Genomic DNA, 21,243 nt, shown 5'->3' on the forward strand with positions numbered 1-21,243 from the left:
GACCGGTCGAGCATCGGGGAGCGCCGTTCCCGCACCCAGTGTCGTGCCATTGAGCGGCAGGGTCATGGGCGGCAGGATCGGGCCATGCCCCTCTTCGCCGGCGTCGGCGTCGCCCTGGTCACCCTCTTCCGGGAGGACGGCGCGCTGGACGCACCGGCCACCGCCGACCTCGCGGCCCGGCTGGTGGACCTCGGGGTGCGCTGCGTGCTGGTGGCCGGGACGACCGGGGAGGCGGTCGCCCTCACCCCCGACGAGCGCGACGCGCTGGTCGGCGCGGTGCGGGCGGCGCTGCCGGGCGGGGTGCCCGTGCTCGCCGGGACGGGCGCACCCACGGGGCGGCAGGCGGCGGAGCTGACCGAGCGGGCGTTCGGGGCCGGGGCCGACGCCGTCCTGGCGCTGTCGCCGCCCGGCGTCGCCGACCCGCGGGCGTACTACGAGACGGTCGCCAAGGCGGCTCCCGGGTCCCTGCTGGCCTACCACTACCCGGGCGCCTCGGCGCCGGGGATCCCGGTCGACCTGCTGCCCGACCTGCCGGTCGCCGGGGTCAAGGACTCCGCGGGGGACGCCGGGCGGCTGCTGCACGAGCGGGCCACCTACGGCGGCGACCTCTACACCGGCGCGGCGAGCCTGGTCGGGTTGTGCGGTGCCGTCGGCGCAGCGGGCGCCCTCGTGGCGGCGGCCAACGCCGTTCCCGAGGAGTGCGTCGCGGCCTTCGCGGGCGACGGCGCCGCGCAGGTCCGGCTGGCCGCCGTCGACCGCTCGGCGTCCTCGGAGTTCCCCGCGGGCTACAAGCGGGCGGCGGCCGAGCGGTTCGGCGTCTCCACCGTCACGCGGGTGGGCACCTGATCAGTGCGACTCGCGGCTGACGTGCGAGCCGCTCGAGCCGATCAGGAAGTCGAGGTCGGCGCCGGTGTCGGCCTGCTGCACGGTCTCGACGTAGAGCCGCTCCCACCCGCGGCCGGGGGCGGCGAACCCGGCGAGGGTCGCCTCGTTCGGCGTGCGGGCGGCCAGCTCGTCGTCCGGGACCTCGACGTCGATCCGCCGGGCCGCGACGTCCAGGCGGACCACGTCACCGGTGCGCACCCGGGCCAGCGGGCCGCCGGCCGCCGCCTCCGGTGCCACGTGCAGGACGACGGTGCCGTAGGCCGTGCCGCTCATCCGGCCGTCGCAGACCCGCACCATGTCGCGCACGCCCTGCTCGAGCAGCTTGCGGGGCAGCGGCATGTTCGAGACCTCCGGCATGCCGGGATAGCCCTTCGGGCCGCAGCCGCGCAGCACCAGCACCGAGTCGGCGTCCACGTCGAGGTCCGGGTCGTCGATGCGGGCGGTGAAGTCCTCGATCGAGTCGAACACCACCGCGCGGCCCCGGTGCCGCAGCAGACGCGGTGACGCCGCGGCCGGCTTGATCACCGCTCCGGACGGGGCGAGGTTGCCGCGCAGCACGGCGATGCCGCCGTGCTCGACCACCGGGTCCGCGCGGGTGCGGATGACCTCGGGGTCCCAGATCGGGCCCTCGTCGAGGGAGTCGACCAGCGGCCTGCCGGTGACGGTGAGCGCGGCCGGGTCGAGCAGGTCGCGGACCTGGTGGAGCACCGCGCGGAGGCCGCCGGCGCGGTGCAGGTCCTCCATGAGGAACCGGCCCGCGGGCAGCAGGTCCACGAGGACCGGCACCTCCGAGCCGATGCGGTCGACGTCGTCCAGCGTCAGGTCGATGCCCAGGCGCCCGGCGATGGCCAGCAGGTGGACGACGGCGTTGGTGGACCCGCCGATCGCCGCGAGGGCCACGATCGCGTTGGCGAAGGACCCCCGGGTGAGGATGGTCGACGGGCGGCGGTCGGCGGCGACCAGCTCGACGGCCAGCCGGCCGGTGCCGTGCGCGGCCTCCAGGAGCCGGCTGTCGGCGGCGGGCGTGCCTGCGACGCCCGGGACGACGGTGCCCAGCGCCTCGGCGACCAGCGCCATCGTCGACGCCGTCCCCATCGTGTTGCAGTGCCCGCGGCTGCGGATCATCGCCGACTCCGAGCGGGCGAAGTCCTCGGCCGACAGGGTGCCCGCGCGGACCTCCTCCGACAGCCGGAACACGTCGGTGCCGCAGCCCAGCGGCACCCCGCGGAAGGTGCCGGTCAGCATCGGGCCGCCCGGGACGACGACGGCCGGCAGGTCGACCGAGGCCGCGGCCATCAGCAGCGCGGGGATCGTCTTGTCGCATCCGCCCAGCAGCACCAGGCCGTCGATCGGGTTGGCGCGGAACGCCTCCTCCATCTGCATCGCGGCCAGGTTGCGCCAGAGCATCGCGGTGGGGCGCACCTGCGTCTCGCCGAGACCGAAGACGGGCAGCTCCAGCGGGGTCCCGCCGGCGGCGTGCACGCCGTCGCGCACCGCGGCGGCCACCTCGGTCAGGTGCCGGTTGCACGGCACGAGGTCCGAGGCGGTGTTCGCGATCGCGATCTGCGGGCGCCCGAACGCGTCGTCGGGGAGGCCGCGACGCATCCACGCGCGGTGGATGTAGGCGGACCGGACGTCGGAGGAGTACCACTGCGCGCTGCGGAGGGCCACGGGCGACATCCTTGCCGCGTGCCGAGGACCATGCGCGCCGTCGTGCTCACCGGACCGGGACAGTGCGCCGTCGAGGAGGTGCCTGTCCCCGTCGCGGCGCCGGGGGAGGTCGTCGTCGACGTCGAGCGGGCCGGCGTGTGCGGCACGGACGTCGAGCTGTTCACCGGCGAGCTGTCCTACCTGCACACCGGGCACTCCTCCTACCCGCTGCGGCCCGGTCACGAGTGGTGCGGGCGGGTCGCCTCCGTGGGCCGGGGTGTCGACGAGGCGTGGCTCGGCCGGCGGGTCATGGGGGACACGATGCTCGGCGACCAGGTCTGCCGGCGCTGCCGCCGGGGCCGGCAGCACGTGTGCGAGCAGCGGCAGGAGGTCGGCATCCGCGGCGGCCGGGACGGCGCGCTGGCCGAGCAGGTCGCCGTCCCCGCCTGGTCGCTGCACGCCCTGCCGGACGCCGTCGACGCCACCCTCGGGGCGCTCGTCGAGCCGGGCGGCAACGCGTGGCGCGCGGCGCACGCCACCGGCGCCGGCCCGGGGGACCGGGCGCTGGTGATCGGCCCCGGGACGATCGGCCTGCTGACGGCCGCGTTCCTGCGAGCCGCCGGCGTCGAGGTGCACCTGCTCGGGATCACCGAGGACTCGCTCGCGTTCGCCCGCGGTCTCGGCTTCGCGGACGCCTGGACCCGCGAGCAGGTGCCGGACCTGCCGTTCGACGCGGTCGTCGACGCCTCGACCGCCGCTGGGTCCCCGGCGCTGGCCCTCGAGCTGGTCGAGCCCGCCGGCCGGATCGTCTGCATCGGCATCGCCGGGACCCCGAGCACGATCGACACCCGGTCGCTGCTGCTCCGGGACGTCACGGCCGTGGGGGTCCTCTCGGCGTCGCCCGGGCTGGCGCCGACGATCGCCGCCTGGGCCGGCGGCGAGGTCGACCCGCGCCCGCTGGTGGCCGCCACCGTCGGCCTCGATCAGGTCGGCGCCGTGCTCGCCGGCGAGCGGCCGGAGGGCGGCGGTGCGGGTCCGAAGGTGCACGTCGACCCGCGGCTGGGCTCCTGAGCCGGCCGGGTCAGCCGTCGAGGCCGATCGTCCGCCGGGCGCCGAGCTCGCGGGAGATCGAGCGGGCGGCCGTGCGCACCGCGGGACCGAGCAGTCGCGGCTCGGCGTCCTCCTCCGGGACGACGACCGACAGCGCGGCGGCGATCCGGTCGTCGGCACCGAAGACGGGCGCGGCCACGCTGACCAGGGGCTCCGGAGCCGACCGGCGGATCGTGCCCAGGCCCTCCCGCCGGATCCCGGCGAGCGTCCGGCGCAGCAGCCCGGCGGCGACCGCGACGTTCTCCGGCTGGTGCACCAGCGGCTGGGCGAGGACCTCCTCCTGGACGGCCGGGTCGGCGAAGGCCAGCAGGACCAGGCCGGCGCCGGTGGAGTGCAGGGGCAGCCGGCCGCCCACGCGGTAGAGCACCTGCATCGCCCGGTGCGCCGAGAGGCGCTCCACCAGCAGGCCGTCGAGGCCGTCGCGGACGACGAGCAGCACGTGCTGCCGGGTGACCTCCTCCAGGTCGCCCATGAACGGCAGGGCCACCTGCCGGAGCCCCTGACCGCGGGGAGCGAGGGAGGCGACCTCCCACAGCCGGAGGCCGACGGTGAACCGGCCGTCCTCGCCCCGCTCCAGAGCGCCCCACGCCAGCAACCGGTTGGCCAGCCGCAGCGCCGAACTGGCCGGGATGCCGCTGCGCCGGCTGAGCTCCCCGAGGCTCAGGGACCGGTGGCCGGCGTCGAAGGCGGCCAGCAGGGCGAGCGCACGGTCGACCACCGGGTCGCCCTGGGGTGGGCGGTGCCCGCGGACGCGGGCCGGGGGGTCGGTCACGGGCAGGACATCCGTTCGTTCGCGGTTGCGGGCGGGCGCTCGGCCGGCCGGCCGTCGAGCGGCATCGTGCCCGACGCGCGGATCCGGAGGGTGACCGTGCGGTCGGCGCCCCCTCCGGCTCCGCCGTCCCCCCGAGAAACATCCAGGAACAGGGGATTAATGCCTTGTGCTCCGGGTCCTGCGGTCCCACGCTCGGGCTGCACACTCTCGCGGTTCCGGGGCAGCCCCGGACCGGTCCCCGAGGATGGTCGATGACCGCAACCGACCGCGTCGCGCCGGGCTCGTCGGCGGACGCGGGTTCGCACCAGCCCGACCCGCAGGACCCGGCGGACGTCGTCCGGCCGGGCACCCGGGTGCTGCTCCGCGTGTTCGTGGGGCTCACCTCGCTGGCCGTCGTCCAGCTGCTGTTCCGCCCGGGACAGACGGCGGAGGCCTTCGCCTGGCACATCCACTCCGAGGTGACGGCCGCCTTCATTGGCGCGGCCTACGCGGCGGGCACCGTGCTGTCCGTGGTGGCGCTGCGGCAGCGGTCGTGGAGCCGGGTGCGCATCCCGGTCCTCACCGTCACCGTGTTCACCTGGCTGACCCTCGTCGCCACCGTGCTGCACACCCACCGCCTGCACCTGACCGACGGGGACGCGCTCGCCCGCGGCGCCGCCTGGCTGTGGCTCGCCGTCTACCTGGTCATCCCGTTCGCCTGCCTCGCCGTCGTCTGCGCGCAGGGCTGGCGCCGGCCCGCGGCGGTGGCCCGGCGCCGGAACCTGCCGCTCTGGCTGTCGGCCCTGCTGGCGGTCCAGGGGGCGGCCCTGGCGGCGGCCGGTGCGGTCCTGTTCGCCGGTGGCCTGGCGGTGCACCACACCGCCGAGCCCATGACCGGGTTCTGGCCGTGGGACGTCATGCCGCTCAGCGCCCAGGTGATCGGCGCCTGGCTGGTCGCCTTCGGGATCGCCGCGGCCCTGGTCATCCGCGAGGGCGACCTCACCCGCCTGCGCGGGCCGGCCGCCGCCTACGCCGTGTTCGGCGCGCTGCAGCTGCTCGTGCTCGCCCGCTACCGGGCCGAGGTCAGCAGCTCCGACCCGTGGCTGTGGGCCTACGTCGGCGTCCTGGTGACCGTCGTGGTGGCCGGCGGGTACGGCTGGGCAGCCGCCCGGCGCGGGGCCGCGGCCGGCGCAGACCGCGTGCCGGGCCGGAGCCCGGTCGAGGAGCCGTCCTTCGCGCCGATCGGCTGAGGAGGCGGGGACCGCACCCGCCGGGCGGCGGGTGCGCAGACGCCCGGGCGAGCCGTGGGTGGCGGCTGGGAGTTCGGGGACATGCCGGGCGGCGACGCGGTGTCATCCGACGCGGAGGCCGGGCACGCGGGGTTGTCGCCGACCTCGTCAGGACCACGGTATGGCGTGGGCTGCACTACCCGCCGCCGCGCTCCTTCGGTCGCAAGGGGCTCTGCAGATCTGTGGACAGCCGTTTGACCTGGGGATCCGCGTAGTGGGCGCCGCCTGATCGCGGTAGACTTCGAACACGTGATCGAAGTCGCCGGGAGGTGTCGTGGACGGGTTGTCGTCGGTGCTCGATGCCCTCGGGGACGGTGACCTGGCCGGGTTGGGCGACGGGGAGCTGCTGGACCGGACCGCGGCGCTGGTCGCCGCACGGAACCGGATCGAGGCGGAGCTGGCCCGCACGGTGCGGGCCGCGGACGTCCGGCGGGCCGCGGAGCACGACGGGCTGACGACGATGCGCTCCTGGCTGCGCGGGCACGCCCGGTTGTCCGCGGCCGAGGCCGGCCGGGTGGTGCGGGCCGGGCGGGTGCTGGAGCACCTGCCGGCGGTGGCCCGGGCGTTCGCCGCCGGGCAGGTCAGCGCCGAGCAGGTGGCCGCGGTGGTGCCGGTGGTGACCTCGGAGCGGGTCGCCGCGGCCGCCGAGCAGGGCGTGGAGCTGGCCGAGGTCGACGCGGTGCTGGCCGAGGTGGCCGCCACCCGGCCCCACCGGGCGCTGCGCCAGGTGGTGGGCCACTACCTGGCCCGGCTGGACCCCGACGGCACCGAACCGGATCCCACCGAGGGCCGGTCGGTGTCGATCGCCCGCCACTCCGACGGCAGCATCACCGCCCGCGTCGAGCTCGATGCCGTCGGCGGGGAGAAGTTCCAGGCGGCGCTGGAGTCGATCGCCGCGGCGGGCCGGTGCGCCGGGGACCTGCGCACCCGCGCCCAGCAGCTCGGGGATGCGCTGGTGCAGCTGTGCGATCTGGCCCTGGCGTCGGGGACGCTGCCGGTGCTGCGCATCGTGAAGCCGCACGTGGCGGTCACCATCCCGCTCGAAGACCTCGCTGACTCCGCGACCGGACCGGGTTCAGCGGAGTTGGGGTTCGGGGCGACGATCTCCGCGGCGCGGGCGCGGTGGATCGCCTGCGACGCCACCGTCACCCGGATCGTGCTCAGCCCCGAGGGGCTGCCACTGGACCTGGGGCGCAGCGCCCGCGTCGTGCCCCCGCACCTGCGCCGGGCGGTCGAGCACCGCGACCGCGGCTGTGTGTTCACCGGCTGCACCGCGCCGACGCACTTCTGCGACGTGCACCACCGGCTGGAGTGGATCAACGGCGCCCAGACGAACCTGGAGAACTCCGCGCTGCTCTGCGAGCGGCACCACACCGAGGTCCATCACGGCTTCCGGGTCCAACGCGGATCCGACGGGCGATGGCGCACCTGGCGACCCGACGGCACCGAGATCCTCCTCCCACCCGAACGCCCGGCCACCGCCGCCTGACGTCGGGGCGCGGAGCTCGCCCGGACCGTCCGCACGGCTGCCGGACCCGACCGGCAGGATCGGAGCGTCCGTTCGATGCCGCCAGGAGGCCCCGTGACCGTCCCCCCGCCGTCGCTCGTGCACGTGCTGCACCTCGAGGTCACCGTCGACGCGCCGATCGAGATCGGCCCGACGCCGGCCGGCCAGCGGCGGGTCATCCCGATCACCGGCGGCACGGTGAGCGGCCCGCTGCTGACCGGCCGGGTGCTCCCCGGCGGCGCGGACTTCCAGGTCATCCGCACCGAGACGGAGACGGTCGCGGAGGCCCGGTACGTGCTCGAGAGCGACGAGGGCGAGCGGGTGTACGTGGAGAACACCGGCCTGCGCACCGGCTCGGCCGAGGACATCGCCCGGCTGCGCCAGGACCTGCCGGTCGACCCGTCCCGGATCTACTTCCGCTCCTCGCCGCGGTTCGAGACCGCCGTGCCTCGGCTGGCGGAGCTGACCTCGCACGTCTTCGTCGGAACGGGCGTGCGGCGTCCCACCGCGGTGGTGTTCGACTTCTTCCGCGTGGACTGAGCGGCTCAGTCCGGCAGCCGCGTCGGCGCGTAGGCCAGCAGCCGCCAGGCGCCGTCCGCCCGGGTCCAGACGGCGAGGGCCAGGTTGTCGATGGTCTTGGGCACGCCGTCGACGTCGACGTCCGCGGTCATCCGGCCCACCACGACCGCGCAGTCGCCGGCCACCTCGACCCGCTCCACCGGGTGCTCGGCGCGCCGGTACACGTAGTAGCGGGCACGGAGCTTGCCCAGGTACTCGTCCTTGGTGTCCCGGGCGCCGCTGGAGTGCGCGTAGCTGGCCCCGGGCGCCAGCAGCTCGTCCAGCGCGGCCAGGTCGCCGTCCACCATCGCCCGGTAACGGCGCTCCTCCGCCGCCAGCACCGCCTGCACGTCCTCGTCCCCGCTCGTCATGGCCCCATCCTCGCCGGAGGGCGCTAGCTTGCGCCGCGTGGACGGCGAGCTGGAGGCCAGGCCGCGCGAGCGGAGCACGGAGGACGGCGGGTGGTTCCGCCAGCCGCCGCCCTGGCTGCGGCGCGGCGTGGTCTTCGCGATCGTCGCGCTGGCCGGCTACCAGGTCGCGGTGTGGGCGTTCACCAACCTCCGCGGCTTCCTCGGCCTGCTCTTCCTCGCCTGGCTCTTCTCGATCAGCGTCGAGCCGCTGGTGGAGCGGCTGGAGCGCCTCGGGCTGCGGCGCGGCGCGGCCACCGGCCTGGTGCTGTTCTCCCTGGTCGCGGCGCTGGCCGGCTTCGTCGCCGCCTTCGGCACCCTGCTGGTCGAGCAGCTCACCTCACTCTTCACGGCCCTGCCGGACGTCGTCCGCGAGGTCGTCATCTGGGTCAACCGGACCTTCGGCACCACGGTCGATCCCGATGACATCGTCTCGTCGCTGCAGCTCACCCCGGCGCGGATCCAGCAGATCGTCTCCGACCTCACCCCGGGCGTGGTCGGCTTCGTCACCACCCTCGTCGGGCTGGTCTTCCAGGTGCTCACCTTCCTGCTGTTCGCCTTCTACATGTCCGCGGAGGGCCCCCAGCTGCGGGCCACGGTCGCCCGGCGCTTCCCGCCCCGGCAGCAGCGGTTCATCACCACGGTCTGGGCCATCACGGTGGACAAGACCGGCGGCTACGTCGTCTCCCGGCTCGTGCTGGCCACGATCAGCTCGCTGGCCACCGGCCTGTTCCTGTTGCTGCTCGGCGTGCCGTACTGGCTGCCCCTGGCGCTGTGGACCGGCGTCATCTCGCAGTTCATCCCGACCATCGGGACCTACCTGGCGATCGCGGTCCCGGCGCTCATCGCGCTGTCCGGGCAGCCGGTCGACGCCCTCTGGGTGGTGGTGTTCGGTGTGGTCTACCAGCAGGTCGAGAACTACCTGCTCGCCCCGCGGATCACCGCCCGCACGGTGGCGATCCACCCCGCGGTCGCCTTCGGCGCGGTCATCGTCGGCGCGGGGCTGTTCGGGCCGATGGGGGCGCTGGTCTCCATCCCGGTCGTCGCCGCGATCGAGGCGGTCATCGACACCTACGGCCACCGCTACGAGCTGGTGGGGGAGGACCCCGCAGCGCTGGAGGCGCTCGACAGGGCCGACGCGGCGGACCGGCCCGCCGATGAGTCCGCGCCCGGAGGCCGGTCGGAACCGGTGTGAGCGACGACGCGCAGATCCGAGACCTCGCGCACCGATGGGCAGCCGCGGTGCACACCGGCGACCTGGCGGGGGTGCTCGCCGACCACGCCGAGGACATCGTCGTGTTCGACGTCCCGCCCCCCGACGACGGCGTCCGCGGCCTGGCGGCCTACCGCGAGACGTGGCCGCCGGTCTTCGAGTGGCAGCGCCAGGGCGCGTCCTTCGAGATCGTCGACCTCGAGGTCACCGCCGGAACCGACGTCGCCTGGGCGCACGCCCTGCTGCGCTGCGGATCGCCGGAGGAGCTGGCGGAGCGCCCGGGGCGCCGGCTGCGGCTCACCCTCGGCCTCCGCCACCAGGACGGCCGGTGGGTGGTCGCCCACGAGCACCACTCGTTCCCGTTGTCCTGACGCGCGCCCAGGCCGATCCCGTTCCGCGGGCGTACGGTGCGGGGAGGACCGACCGAGGGACGCCGATGACCCTGCTGCGCAGGATCGAGGCCGCACGCGGCGCGGTGGGGACGGCCACCCGTCTCACCATCGCCGGTGCGGGGCTGGCCGCCGCCCCCGCCGTGCTCACCGCCGGCCTGCTGGCCGAGCCCGCCCGCGCCACCGTCCGGCTGGCCCGCGGCGCCGCCGGGGTCGCGGCCGGGGCGGGCGCCGCGGTCGCCGACGGCTCGCTCCAGCTGGCCCGGGCCGCCGCGGTCCCCGTCACCCGGGCGGTCGGGACGCTGCTGACCGGCGCCGACCCCATCCCCGACGGCCACCTGCACTCCCTGGTCGACTCCGCGAGGGGCATGGTCGAGCCGCCGCGGTCCCGGCACACCCGCCGCGTCTGGGCCGGGGACGGGCACGTCCAGGTGGAGGTCTCCGCGCCGGCGGCCGAGGAGCAGCCCGAGGTGCGCCGCACCCTCCGCCGGCAGCTGGAACGCCTCGAGGGCGTCCAGTGGGCGGCGGTGAACGACGTGGTCGGCCGCGTGCTGGTGTCGGTCGACGAGCGCCGGGTCCGGGTGGAGGACGTCGTCGGCGCGGTCACCGCGATCGAACAGGCCCGCGGCGGGGCGCACGTCTTCACGTCGTCGACCGAGCACCCCGCCGACCTCGAGCCGCTGCTGGCCGCCGCCGTCGCCGCCGCGGTCGACTCCGCCGCGGTCGGGGTCGCCTTCCTCGCCAGGGCACTGCCGATCCCGCCGCTGTCCCGGCACGCCACGCTGGCCATCGCGCTGCTCGACAGCCAGCGCTGGGTGCGCAAGGGGCTCGAGGGCCGGATCGGGGTCATCGGCACCGACCTGCTCTTCAGCGGGACCAGCGCCCTGCTGCACGCGCTCACCCAGAGCCCGACCATCCCGGCCCTCAACGCCGCCGCGGCCCTCCAGCAGGTGGCGGAGATGCGCGCTCGGCGGCAGGTGTGGCGGCGCCGCGAGCCGGAGCTGTGCGGGCCCGAGCCGGACGACGACGCCGAGCCGCTCGTCCCGCCCGGACCGCGCCCGGTGCCCCTGCCGCCCGGCCCCGTCGAGGCCTACCGCGCCCGGCTGGAGCGGATCGCGCTCGGCTCCGCGCTGAGCCTGCTCCCGCTCACCGGCAGCCCCGCCCGCTCGGCCGACATGCTCAAGTCGCAGAACCCCAAGGCGGCGAGCCTCGGCCGGGAGTCCTTCGCCGCCACCCTCGACCTGCTCCTCTGCCGGCGCGGCGTCCTCCCCATGGACGGCGCGGCCTACCGCCGCCTCGACCGGGTGGACACCGTCGTCGTCGACGGCGCCGCCCTGTGCACCGGACCCCCGGTCGTCATCGAGGCGACGGCCGACGCCGAGGGCTGGGACGACGCGGCGGTGTGGACGGCCGCGGTCCGCCTGCTGGGCGCCCGCGGGGACGACGGAGGTGCCGGCGGGGACGGCGACGGGCGGCGGCTGCGCCTGGGGCCGCCGCGCAGCGCCCCCGGTGCCGAGGGCGGGGAGGTGCGCAGCCTGCTGGAGGGCCGCCGCCGGGTCGGCGTGGTCACCGTCGCCGCCGAGCTGGACCCCCACGCCGAGGCGCTCCTGGCGGCCGCGTCCGGTGCCGGGCACCGGCTGGTCCTGACCGCCCACGTCGGCACCCGCGAGGTGGCCGGCGCCGCGGACGAGGTCGCGGCTCCCGACGAGCCCCTGGTGGCGACCGTCCGGCGGCTGCAGGGCGACGGGCGCGCGGTGCTGCTGGTGTCCGCGACCGACGGCCCGGCCCTCATGGCCGCCGACGTCGCCGTCGCGCCGGTCGTCCCCGGCTGCGCCCCGGCGTGGGGCGCGGACCTGGTCACCCGGCCCGGGCTGGCCGACGCCTGGGCGATCGTCGACGCCACGGTCCCCGCCCGCGCGGTCAGCCGGCGCTCGGTCACCACCGCGGTGACCGGCAACGTGCTCGGCGGGCTGCTCGCCGCGGTCGGCAGCACCCGCTTCGGCCAGGCCAAGGCGACCGCACCGGGCAAGACGGCGAGCACCTGGGCCCTCGTCGACGGCACCTGGTCGGCCGTCCGCGTCGCCGGGCGCCCCGCGCCGCCGCCCGCCGTCCACACCCCGTGGCACGCGCTCGACCCCGACGACGTCCTCGGCCGGGTCGCGGACCTGCGCGGCGACGACGAGTCCGTCCCCGGCCGCCTCGCCGGCGCTGCCCGCGTGGTGGCCGGGCTGCCCGTCGTCCGGGTGCCCGCGCGCTTCGTGCGCACCGTGGCCGGGGAGCTCGCCGACCCGCTCACCCCGGTGCTGGCCACCGGCGCCGCGGCGACCGCGGCCCTCGGGGAGAACACCGACGCGCTGCTGGTCGGCGGCGTCACGGTCATGAACGCCCTCGTCAGCGGGCTGCAGCGGCTGCGCGCCGAGACCGCGCTGGAGGCGCTCCTGCTCGAGCAGGACGTCACGGTGCACCGCGAGACCGACGACGGGCAGGAGGACGTGCCCGGTGCCGTGCTGCGGGTGGGGGACGTCGTCCGGGTCGGTGCCGGGGACGTCGTCGCCGCCGACGCCCGCCTGCTGGAGGTGGCCGACCTCGAGGTCGACGAGTCCAACCTGACCGGCGAGTCGCTCCCGGTCACCAAGTCGGTGCCCGCCACGCCGGGGGCCGAGGTCGCCGACCGGACCTGCATGCTCTTCGACGGCACCACGGTCGTCGCCGGCAGCGGCCGGGCCGTCGTCGTCGCGGTGGGCTCGGCCACCCAGGCCGGTCGGGCCGCGCGGGCCGCCGGCGGCGCCGCCCCGCCGGCCGGCGTGCAGGCCCGGCTCGGCGAGCTGACCTCGGCCGTGCTGCCGCTGACCCTGGCCGGCGGCGCCGCGGTCACCGCGCTGGGCGTGCTGTGGCGCCGCCCGCTGCGCGAGGCGGTGTCCGCGGGTGTGGCCGTCGCCGTCGCCGCCGTGCCGGAGGGGCTGCCGCTGGTCGCCACGGTCGCGCAGCAGGCCGCCGCCCGGCGGCTGTCCCGCGGGGGCGCGGTGGTGCGCAGCGCCCGCGTGCTGGAGGCGCTGGGGCGCGTGGACACCGTCTGCTTCGACAAGACCGGCACGCTCACCGAGAACCGGCTGCGCGTGGCGCGGCTGCGGCCCGCCGAGGACGGCTCCGGCGAGGACGACGTCCTGCGGCTGGCCGCCGCCTCGGTGGCCGACGGCGACGAGCAGGCGCACGAGACCGACCGCGCGGTCGTCGACGCCGCCGTCGAGCGCGGGCTGACCACCGAGGGCGAGCCCGACGCCTGCGTGCCGTTCGCCGCCGAGCGCGGCTTCTCCGCCGCGGTGCGCGACGGCCGGCTCGTGGTGAAGGGCGCGCCCGAGGTCGTCGCCGCCCGGTGCACCGGCCGGCCGGACGTCCGCGCGATGGTGCAGGAGCTGGCCGCCGACGGGTTGCGGGTGCTGGCCGTCGCCGACCGGGAGCTGGACGGGGTGCCCGACGACCTCGACGCCGCCGCCTGTGACCTGCGGCTGCGCGGCCTGGTGGGCCTCGCCGACACGCTGCGGCAGTCCTCGGTGGCCGCCGTGGAGCAGCTGCGTGCGGCCGGCGTCCGGGTGGTGGTGGCGACCGGCGACCACCCCGAGACGGCCGGGGCGATCGCCGCGCAGGCCGGCGTGCCGGGCGCGGACGAGGTGGTGACCGGCGCCCAGTTCGCCCGGGCCACCGACGCCGAGCGGGCGCGCATGGTCCGCGAGGGCACCGTCTTCGCCCGGCTGTCCCCGGAGCAGAAGGTGGCGCTGGTCGCCGCGCTGCGCCGGGCCGGGGCCACACTGGCCATGACCGGCGACGGGGTCAACGACGCTGCCGCGATCCGGCTGGCCGACGTCGGCATCGGCGTCTCGGGAGCCGAGTCGCCGGCCGCCCGCGCCGCGGCGGACCTGGTGCTCACCGACCTCGACCTCACCCGCCTGGTCGACGCCATCGGCGAGGGCCGGGCGATGTGGCTGCGGGTGCGCGACGCGGTCTCCATCCTCGTCGGCGGCAACGCCGGCGAGGTCACCTTCACCGTGCTGGGCACCGCGTTCGGCGGTCGGGCGCCGCTGGGCACCCGCCAGCTGCTGCTGGTCAACCTGCTCACCGACATGTTCCCGGCCCTGGCCGTCGCGGTGGCCACCCCGCGGGCCGCCGTCCCGGAGCCGTCGGAGGGGCCGCTGGCCGGGCACCGGCTGGAGGCGGTGCTGCGCGCCGGCCCGCAGCGCGGCTTCTCGGCCGACGTCCGCCGCCTGGTGCTGGTGCGCGGCGCGGCCACCGCCGCCGGCGCGACCGGCGCGTGGGCCGTCGGCCGGCTCACCGGCCCGCGCGGGCGGGCCGGGACCATGGGTCTGGCCGCGCTCATCACCACCCAGCTCGGCCAGACCGCCTGGGCGGGACGCCGCAGCCCGCTGGTGCTGCTCACCGCCGCCGGCTCGCTGGCCGTGCTGGTCGGGGTGGTCTCCACCCCCGGGGTCAGCCGGTTCTTCGGCTGCACCCCGCTGGACCCGCTGTCCTGGCTGGTCGTGCTGGGGTGGGCCGCCGCCGGCACCGCCGGGGCCGAGGTCGTCCCGGCCCTCCTGCGGCGCTCGCGCGGCCGGACCGCCGGCTGACGCGGCGGCTCACCAGGCCAGCGGGGGAGTGGGCGGCCGGCCGGCCAGCACCTCCTCCGCGCGGCCGCGGATCGCGGCGTCGCGCGCGGAGTTGGTGAGCACGTAGAAGCGGTCGGACCGGATGGCGTCGACGACCATCCCGGCCACCTCGTCGGGCTCCCGGGGCGGGGCGGAGCGCGCGTGCAGGTCGGCGCGGGCGGCCTGCGACACGGCACCGGTGTTCTCCCGCGGGCCAGCCTCCGGCGGGCGGTTGCGGGCCGAGGTGTCGAAGTTGGTCCGGACGGCGCTCGGGCACAGCAGGGTGACGCCGATGTGCGACCCGGTCTCGCGCAGCTGGAAGTGCAGCGACTCGGTGAGGGCGACGACCGCGTGCTTGGAGGACCCGTAGGCGCCCAGCGAGCCGGCGAACAGGCCGAAGACCGAGCTGGTGTTGACGATGTGCGCGGCGTCTTGCTGCTGCAGCACCGGCACGAAGGCACGGACGCCGTGCACGACGCCCCAGAGGTTGACCCCGAACACCCACTCGAGGTCGGCGAGGGGGACCTCCCACAGCGGGTCCTGCGAGCCGCCCACGCCGGCGTTGTTGCACAGCAGGTGGACCGCGCCGTAGGCGCCGAGCGCCGCGTCGCGGAGGGCCTCCACCGAGGCGGCGTCGGCCACGTCGGTGACCACCGGCAGGACCTCCGCCCCGGTGCCGGCGACCTCGGCGGCGGCCGCCTCGAGCACCGGCGCCTCGACGTCGGCCATGACCACGCGCATCCCCTCGTCGGCGAACCGGCGGGCCATCCCCAGCCCGATCCCGCTGGCGGCGCCGGTCACCACCGCCACCCGCCCCGGAGCGACGACCTCCGCTGCCATCCGTGCCTCCCCGCTGCCGCGCCGTCCGGGGGTCCCGGCCGGTTGCACGCGCAACCCTGCTGGTCAGGGGGGCAGTCGTCAAGCTCACCCGCCGTGCGGCGACACGCCGAACGCGTCGGTTGCAAGTGCAACACAGCCCTTGACAGTCCGAGTGACGCACGACACCTTGTCCTCCACCGCGACGCAGCGCGGCTCCATCGGAAGCGAGGCACGATGCGCCACCTCAGGCACCGCACCGCCAGGCCGGGCGCGGCCCTGGCCCTCACCGCCGCCGTCTCCCTGGTCCTCGCCGCGTGCGGCGGCGCCGACGACGCGGAGGAGCCGGCGGCCACCGGCTCGAGCGAGTCGTCGGGCTCCGCCCCTGCCGAGCAGGTCACCGTCCAGGCCGGGGTCATCCCCGTCGTCGACGTGGCCGTGCTCTACCTCGGGCAGGAGCAGGGCTTCTTCGAGGACCGCGGGATCACGCTGAACTTCAACACCGGGCAGGGCGGCGCCGCGCTGGTGCCCTCGGTGGTCAGCGGCGACTACCAGTTCGCCTTCAGCAACGTCATCTCGGTGATGCAGGCGCGCGAGCAGGGCCTGCCGCTGCAGATCATCGCCCCCGCGGCCTCGAGCACCGGGGACCCGGACTTCGGCATCAACTCGATCATGGTCATCGACCCGGCGATCCAGGACGCCGGCGACCTGGCCGGCAGGCGGATCGGCGTCAACACGCTGAACAACCTCTCGGAGGTCATGGCCAAGGTGGCGGTCGAGGCCGCCGGCGGCGACCCCGAGTCCGTCCAGCTCGTGGAGCTGTCCTTCCCCGACCAGGTGACCGCGCTGAGCGCGGGGGACATCGACGCCTTCGTGTGCGCCGAGCCGTTCTGCAGCATCGCCGAGGACGCCGGCGCCCGGGTCATCGCCAACCCCTACGACGACCTCGCACCCGGTGAGCAGATCGCCTCCTCGGCGTACTTCTCCACCGAGCAGGCCATCGCGGAGGACCCCGACCTGTTCGCCCGCCTGCAGGAGGCGATCGCGGAGTCCCAGGAGTACGCCCAGGAGAACCCCGACGAGATCCGCGCCCAGCTGCCGAACTTCACGACGCTGGACCCGGCGCTGATCGAGACGCTGCGCCTGCCGCAGTTCAACGGGACGGTCACCGGTGACGAGTTGGCCGCCCTGGCCGATGCCTCGGTCCAGTTCGGCGTCCTGACCGAGGAGCCCGACCTCGACCAGGTCGTCTGGACGCCGGGGGACTGACAGGCCGGGCGGCGGCGCGGCCCCCCCTCCGCGCCGCCGCCCACCCCCCCTCCGACCCGCCCGATCCCGGACCGAGGGAGATCCCCGTGCCCCCCACCGCCGACCGCGAGCCGGTCGACGTCGTCATCGTCGGCGCCGGCCTGGCCGGCCTGTACATGCTCCACCGCGTCCGGGGCCTCGGGCTCACCGTGCGGGTGTTCGAGGCCGGCGACGACGTCGGCGGCACCTGGTACTGGAACCGCTACCCGGGCGCCCGCTGCGACGTGCCGAGCCTGGAGTACTCCTACTCCTTCGACCCCGAGCTCGAGCAGGAGTGGGAGTGGTCGGAGCGCTACGCCACCCAGCCGGAGATCCTCCGCTACATCGAGCACGTCGCCGACCGTTACGACCTGCGCCGGGACATCACCTTCGGCACCCGGGTGGTCTCCGCCGTCCGGGACGACGAGGCCAACAGCTGGCGGATCGCCACCGACACCGGCGAGCAGGTGGCCTGCACCTGGCTGGTCACCGCGGCCGGCTGCCTGTCGGCGCCCAAGCCGCCGGAGATCCCCGGGGTCGAGACCTTCGCCGGGCCGATCTGGTCGACCAGCAACTGGCCGGCCGACGGGGTCGACCTCACCGGCCTGCGGGTGGGTGTCGTCGGCACGGGCTCCTCGGGCATCCAGTCGATCCCGGTCATCGCCGAGCAGGCCGCGTCCCTCACCGTCTTCCAGCGGACGCCGAACTACAGCCTCCCGGCGCGCAACGCCCCGCTGGACCCGGAGTACCAGCGGGAGTGGAAGGCCCGCTACCGCGAGCACCGGGCGGCCGTGCTGCAGATGCGCACCGGCATCCTCATCGAGCGCGGCACCCAGTCGGCTCTGGCGGTGGACCCCGACGAGCGCACCCGCCGCTTCGAGCACTGCTGGGACACCGGCCTGTTCGCCTGCATCCCGGCGTCCTACCCCGACATCACCACCGACCTGGCGGCCAACGAGACCGCCGCCGAGTTCGTGCGGGCCAAGATCCGCGCGACCGTCCGCGACCCCGAGGTGGCCGAGGCGCTCACCCCGCGCGGCTATCCGTTCGGCACCAAGCGGATCTGCCTGGACAGCGGCTACTACGAGACGTTCAACCGCGACACGGTCAGCCTGGTCGACCTCCGCCGGACGCCGATCGTCGAGGTCACCCCCCGAGGCATCCGCACCACCGAGGCCGAGCACGAGTTCGACGCGCTGGTCTTCGCCACCGGCTTCGACGCGGTGACCGGGCCGCTGCTGCGGATGGGCATCCGCGGCCGCGACGGCGTCGACCTGCGCGAGCGCTGGGCCGACGGGCCGCGCAGCTACCTGGGCCTGCAGGTGGCCGGGTTCCCCAACCTGTTCACCATCACCGGCCCGGGCAGCCCCTCGGTGGTCAGCAACGTCATCGTCTCCATCGAGCAGCACGTCGACTGGATCGCCGAGTGCCTGCGGTACCTGCGCGAGCACGACATCGCCACCATCGAGCCCGACCTCGACGCCGAGGACGCCTGGGTGCAGCACGTGCACGACGTCGCCGCCCTCACCCTGTACCCGCAGGCGCCGTCGTGGTTCGTCGGCGCGAACGTGCCGGGCAAGCCGCGGGTCTTCATGCCCTACCTCGGTGGCGTGCCGGCCTACCGGCAGCGCTGCGCGGAGGTCGCGGCGGCCGGCTACAACGGCTTCCGGCTCGACCGGCGGACGGTGCCGGCGTGAGCGCGGGGCTGCAGGACGAGGCGGTCGAGGCGCCGGAGACCGACCTCGACCCCTTCGCCCTCGAGAACCTCGCCGACCCGGTGCCGTGGCAGACGGCCCTGCGCGAGCAGGCGCCGGTGCTGCGCCTGACCCGGTACGACGCCTACGTCGTCACCCGGCACGCCGACGTCAAGGCGGTCCTGCGCAACTGGGGGGACTACGAGTCCTCGGCCGGCACCGGGCTGCAGAACTACCACCGCGAGCCGTCCTGGCGCCCGCGCAGCCTGCTGCTGGAGACCGATCCCCCCGAGCACACCCACTACCGCGGCGCGGCCAACCCGCTGCTGCTGCCCAAGGCCCTGCAGCACCTGCGGCCGGAGTTCGAGGCGGCCGCGCACCGGCTGCTGGACCGGCTGCTGGGCCGCGAGCGGGTGGAGGTGGTGACCGAGCTCGCCGAGCCCTACGTGGTGCAGGTGTTCGCCGACGCCGTCGGGATCGGGGAGGAGGGGCGGGAGAACCTGCTGCCCTACGGCCACTCGATCTTCAACAGCTTCGGCCCGCTCAACGACCTGTTCCGGCACACCCAGGCCGCCGCCGCCGGGTCGACCGAGTGGGTGCTCGGCCGCTGCCAGCGCGAGGAGCTGCGCCCCGGCGGCATCGGCGCCGGGATCTGGGCGCTGGCCGACGACGGCACGGTCACCGAGCAGGAGGCGCCGCTGCTGGTCCGCTCGCTGTTCGGCGCCGGGCTGGACTCCACCGTCGCCGGCATCGCCTCGACCGTGCAGTGCCTGGCCGCCCACCCCGGCCAGTGGGAGCTGCTCCGGGCCGACCCGGGCCTGGCGCGGCACGCGTTCGAGGAGACGCTGCGCTACGAGTCGCCGGTGCAGAACATCTTCCGCACCACCACGCAGGACGTCGTCCTGGCCGGCACCCGCATCCCGGCGGGGGAGAAGGTCATGCTGCTGCTGGCCTCGGCCAACACCGACCCGCGGCAGTACGACGCGCCGCTGGAGTACCGCATCGAGCGGCGCGGCCACGGCCAGCTGGACCTCGGCCTGGGCATCCACCAGTGCATCGGCCAGCACATCGCGCGGATGGAGGGCGAGGCGCTGCTGAGGGCACTCGCCGAGCGGGTCCGCGAGGTCCGGCTGCTCGGCCCGGGGGAGCGCAAGCTCAACAACTCGCTGCGCGGCTGGGCGTCGCTGCCGGTCGCCCTCGTGACCGCGTGAGCAGGTCGACCGACGGCGCCCCGGCTAGCCTGCGGGGGAGACCGACGCCGGTGCGGCGTCCCGAGGCGGAGCGGGGGAGCATGGCCGGCGAGGGAGGGAGCGGGCGGCTGCGGCGCCGCCCCATGTCGCGGCACATCGACCGGGAGCGCTACGCGCCCTACTACCTCACCGTCATCGCCAACGCGATCTCCTCGTCGGCCTCCCAGGTGTACCTGCGGGAGTTCGGCATCGGCGTCAACGACTGGCGGGTGGTCTCCCACCTCGGCCTGGACCCCGGCTGCACGGCGCAGGTCATCAGCAACGTGCTCCAGCTCGACAAGTCGGTGGTGAGCCGCAGCGTCAAGACGCTGGTCGACCGGGGCCTGGTGGGCGTGGAGACCACGCCCGGCTTCCGGCGGCTCTACCTGACCGCCGCGGGCGCCGAGCTGCACAAGCGCATGGTCCCGGTGGCCCTGGAGCGCGAGCAGCTGCTGCTGGCCGGCCTGGACGAGGCCGACGTGACGCTGCTGCTCGGGCTGCTGCGGCGGGTGCACGCCAACCTGCCCGCGCTCACCGCCTACGACCCCCGCCGGGCGCCGGAACCGGCGGACCACCCGCTGGCCGCCTCCGGCGGCTGACCGCCCGCTGGCCGCCTCCGGCGGCTGACCACCCGCCGGCCGCCTCCGGCGGCCGACCCGCCACCCCCAGTCACCATCGAGCACCAGGAGCAACAGCATGAGGGCGCGCGCCGCGATCATCCGGGAGACGGGCACGCCCTGGGAGGTCACCGAGCTCGAGCTGGACGAGCCGAAGGCCGACGAGGTCCGGATCCGGTTCGTCGTCTCGGGCATGTGCCACTCCGACGAGCACCTGCGCACCGGCGACAGCGTCGCCCGGCTGCCGATGGTGGGCGGCCACGAGGGCGCCGGCGTGGTGGAGGCGGTCGGCTCCGCCGTCACCCGGGTGGCGGTCGGCGACCACGTCGTCTGCTCCTTCATCCCGGCCTGCGGCGTCTGCCGGTACTGCTCCACCGGGCACCAGAACCTCTGCGACCGGGGCGCCGAGATGGCCACCGGCAAGCTCGGCGACGGCGGCTTCCGCTTCCACGACGACGCCGGCAACGACCTCGGCGGCTTCTGCATGCTCGGCACGTTCAGCGAGCGCGCCGTCGTCAACCAGGCCTCCTGCGTGCGCATCGAGGAGGACATCCCCTTCGAGGTGGCCGCGCTCGTCGGCTGCGGCGTCCCGACCGGCTGGGGCTCGTCGGTGAACGTCGCCAAGGTGGGGGCCGGTGACACCGTCGTGGTGTTCGGCGCCGGCGGGGTCGGCATGAACGCCGTGCAGGGGGCGGCCTACGCCGGGGCGAAGAACCTCGTCGTCGTCGACCCGGTGGCGTTCAAGCGGGAGAAGGCGCTGGAGTTCGGCGCCACCCACGTCTTCGCCGACGCCGGCGAGGCCCACGAGGCGGTGGTCCAGATGACCCGCGGCCAGCTCGCCGACCACGCCATCTGCACCGTCGGGGTGCTCACCGCCGACGTCGTCTCGGCCGCGGCCGCGATCGTCGGCAAGGGCGGCCAGGTCACGGTCACCTCGGTCGGCCGGACCGGCGAGAACCAGATCCAGCTCGCCGCCGGCGGCGGGGTGGTCGGGTACCAGCGCAACATCCAGGGCCACATCTTCGGGATGAGCAACCCGCTCTACGACATCCCGCGGCTGCTGGACCTGTACCGCGCGGGCCGGCTGAAGCTGGAGGAGCTGATCACCCGCCGGTACACCCTCGACGAGGTCAACCAGGGCTACCAGGACCTGGACGAGGGGAAGATCGTGCGGGGGATCATCCTGCACGAGGGGTGACGGACA

17 protein-coding genes are annotated in these 21,243 nt (G+C 75.8%); 13 read left to right on the forward strand and 4 right to left on the reverse strand.

Translation table 11 applies throughout. The features are described 5' to 3' along the window. The first annotated feature begins 84 nt into the window (after positions 1 to 84). Positions 85 to 846, forward strand: a complete 762-nt coding sequence (locus PGN05_RS01735) for a dihydrodipicolinate synthase family protein (protein WP_419750608.1) — start codon at positions 85 to 87, stop codon at positions 844 to 846. Here the strand turns inward: PGN05_RS01735 and PGN05_RS01740 are convergent, their stop codons facing one another. Further along, positions 847 to 2,565 carry a dihydroxy-acid dehydratase gene (locus PGN05_RS01740; protein ID WP_419750610.1) on the reverse strand — a complete coding sequence of 573 codons (1,719 nt, stop codon included), beginning with the start codon at positions 2,563 to 2,565 and terminating at the stop codon, positions 847 to 849. A 9-nt stretch (positions 2,566 to 2,574) separates the two neighbouring features. Between PGN05_RS01740 and PGN05_RS01745 the strand changes: the two genes are divergently transcribed. Then, positions 2,575 to 3,606 (forward strand): zinc-dependent alcohol dehydrogenase, encoded by a 1,032-nt coding sequence (locus tag PGN05_RS01745; protein ID WP_419750612.1) that lies wholly within the window; start codon positions 2,575 to 2,577, stop codon positions 3,604 to 3,606. A 10-nt stretch (positions 3,607 to 3,616) separates the two neighbouring features. Here PGN05_RS01745 and PGN05_RS01750 read toward each other — a convergent pair whose 3' ends face one another. After that, positions 3,617 to 4,417, reverse strand: coding sequence for an IclR family transcriptional regulator (locus PGN05_RS01750; RefSeq protein WP_419750615.1), 801 nt, complete (start codon positions 4,415 to 4,417; stop codon positions 3,617 to 3,619). Positions 4,418 to 4,668: 251 nt separating this feature from the next. Here PGN05_RS01750 and PGN05_RS01755 point away from each other — a divergent pair, with 251 nt between their 5' ends. The 3 genes from PGN05_RS01755 (at position 4,669) to PGN05_RS01765 (ending at position 7,732) form a co-directional block, all read left to right on the forward strand. Further along, positions 4,669 to 5,646 (forward strand): hypothetical protein, encoded by a 978-nt coding sequence (locus PGN05_RS01755; protein WP_419750617.1) that lies wholly within the window; start codon positions 4,669 to 4,671, stop codon positions 5,644 to 5,646. 313 nt (positions 5,647 to 5,959) lie between these two features. After that, on the forward strand, positions 5,960 to 7,174 hold the full coding sequence (locus tag PGN05_RS01760) for a DUF222 domain-containing protein (RefSeq protein ID WP_419750619.1): 1,215 nt from the start codon (positions 5,960 to 5,962) through the stop codon (positions 7,172 to 7,174). Between the two features lie 93 nt (positions 7,175 to 7,267). Continuing rightward, on the forward strand, positions 7,268 to 7,732 hold the full coding sequence (locus PGN05_RS01765) for a DUF3237 domain-containing protein (protein WP_419750621.1): 465 nt from the start codon (positions 7,268 to 7,270) through the stop codon (positions 7,730 to 7,732). A 5-nt stretch (positions 7,733 to 7,737) separates the two neighbouring features. Here the strand turns inward: PGN05_RS01765 and PGN05_RS01770 are convergent, their stop codons facing one another. Then, positions 7,738 to 8,121, reverse strand: a complete 384-nt coding sequence (locus tag PGN05_RS01770) for a nuclear transport factor 2 family protein (protein ID WP_419750623.1) — start codon at positions 8,119 to 8,121, stop codon at positions 7,738 to 7,740. A 37-nt stretch (positions 8,122 to 8,158) separates the two neighbouring features. Between PGN05_RS01770 and PGN05_RS01775 the strand changes: the two genes are divergently transcribed. The 3 genes from PGN05_RS01775 (at position 8,159) to PGN05_RS01785 (ending at position 14,378) form a co-directional block, all read left to right on the forward strand. Continuing rightward, positions 8,159 to 9,352, forward strand: a complete 1,194-nt coding sequence (locus PGN05_RS01775) for an AI-2E family transporter (protein ID WP_419750625.1) — start codon at positions 8,159 to 8,161, stop codon at positions 9,350 to 9,352. Next, a complete protein-coding gene (locus PGN05_RS01780; RefSeq protein WP_419750627.1) occupies positions 9,349 to 9,741 on the forward strand; it encodes a YybH family protein in 393 nt (130 codons plus the stop codon). Before PGN05_RS01775 ends, PGN05_RS01780 begins: the two co-directional genes overlap by 4 nt. A 65-nt stretch (positions 9,742 to 9,806) precedes the next feature. Beyond that, positions 9,807 to 14,378 (forward strand): HAD-IC family P-type ATPase, encoded by a 4,572-nt coding sequence (locus PGN05_RS01785; protein ID WP_419750629.1) that lies wholly within the window; start codon positions 9,807 to 9,809, stop codon positions 14,376 to 14,378. Between the two features lie 9 nt (positions 14,379 to 14,387). On the opposite strand, the gene PGN05_RS01790 is transcribed toward PGN05_RS01785, so the two are convergent. Beyond that, a complete protein-coding gene (locus PGN05_RS01790) occupies positions 14,388 to 15,236 on the reverse strand; it encodes an SDR family NAD(P)-dependent oxidoreductase (protein WP_419750631.1) in 849 nt (282 codons plus the stop codon). A gap of 213 nt (positions 15,237 to 15,449) precedes the next feature. Between PGN05_RS01790 and PGN05_RS01795 the strand changes: the two genes are divergently transcribed. The 5 genes from PGN05_RS01795 (at position 15,450) to PGN05_RS01815 (ending at position 21,237) form a co-directional block, all read left to right on the forward strand. Continuing rightward, positions 15,450 to 16,481, forward strand: a complete 1,032-nt coding sequence (locus PGN05_RS01795) for an ABC transporter substrate-binding protein (protein WP_419750633.1) — start codon at positions 15,450 to 15,452, stop codon at positions 16,479 to 16,481. A gap of 86 nt (positions 16,482 to 16,567) precedes the next feature. Then, positions 16,568 to 18,196 (forward strand): flavin-containing monooxygenase, encoded by a 1,629-nt coding sequence (locus PGN05_RS01800; RefSeq protein ID WP_419750635.1) that lies wholly within the window; start codon positions 16,568 to 16,570, stop codon positions 18,194 to 18,196. Next, positions 18,193 to 19,404 (forward strand): cytochrome P450, encoded by a 1,212-nt coding sequence (locus PGN05_RS01805; RefSeq protein ID WP_419750637.1) that lies wholly within the window; start codon positions 18,193 to 18,195, stop codon positions 19,402 to 19,404. Before PGN05_RS01800 ends, PGN05_RS01805 begins: the two co-directional genes overlap by 4 nt. An 80-nt stretch (positions 19,405 to 19,484) precedes the next feature. Continuing rightward, positions 19,485 to 20,021 (forward strand): MarR family winged helix-turn-helix transcriptional regulator, encoded by a 537-nt coding sequence (locus PGN05_RS01810; protein WP_419750639.1) that lies wholly within the window; start codon positions 19,485 to 19,487, stop codon positions 20,019 to 20,021. 97 nt (positions 20,022 to 20,118) lie between these two features. Continuing rightward, positions 20,119 to 21,237: an NDMA-dependent alcohol dehydrogenase gene (locus tag PGN05_RS01815; protein WP_419750641.1), complete on the forward strand. Its 1,119-nt coding sequence runs from the start codon at positions 20,119 to 20,121 to the stop codon at positions 21,235 to 21,237. Positions 21,238 to 21,243: the final 6 nt, after the last annotated feature.

This window comes from Geodermatophilus sp. CPCC 206100, assembly GCF_048569675.1.
Taxonomy (GTDB): Bacteria; Actinomycetota; Actinomycetes; order Mycobacteriales; family Geodermatophilaceae; genus Geodermatophilus.

What these genes read in the sequence shown, in the direction of transcription:
- PGN05_RS01810 (WP_419750639.1), top strand. Translation starts at nt 19,485, where the DNA reads ATGGCCGGCGAGGGAGGGAGCGGGCGGCTGCGGCGCCGCCCCATGTCG.
- PGN05_RS01795 (WP_419750633.1), top strand. Translation starts at nt 15,450, where the DNA reads ATGCGCCACCTCAGGCACCGCACCGCCAGGCCGGGCGCGGCCCTGGCC.
- PGN05_RS01770 (WP_419750623.1), bottom strand. Translation starts at nt 8,121, where the DNA reads ATGACGAGCGGGGACGAGGACGTGCAGGCGGTGCTGGCGGCGGAGGAG.
- PGN05_RS01785 (WP_419750629.1), top strand. Translation starts at nt 9,807, where the DNA reads ATGACCCTGCTGCGCAGGATCGAGGCCGCACGCGGCGCGGTGGGGACG.
- PGN05_RS01740 (WP_419750610.1), bottom strand. Translation starts at nt 2,565, where the DNA reads ATGTCGCCCGTGGCCCTCCGCAGCGCGCAGTGGTACTCCTCCGACGTC.
- PGN05_RS01815 (WP_419750641.1), top strand. Translation starts at nt 20,119, where the DNA reads ATGAGGGCGCGCGCCGCGATCATCCGGGAGACGGGCACGCCCTGGGAG.
- PGN05_RS01790 (WP_419750631.1), bottom strand. Translation starts at nt 15,236, where the DNA reads ATGGCAGCGGAGGTCGTCGCTCCGGGGCGGGTGGCGGTGGTGACCGGC.
- PGN05_RS01755 (WP_419750617.1), top strand. Translation starts at nt 4,669, where the DNA reads ATGACCGCAACCGACCGCGTCGCGCCGGGCTCGTCGGCGGACGCGGGT.
- PGN05_RS01735 (WP_419750608.1), top strand. Translation starts at nt 85, where the DNA reads ATGCCCCTCTTCGCCGGCGTCGGCGTCGCCCTGGTCACCCTCTTCCGG.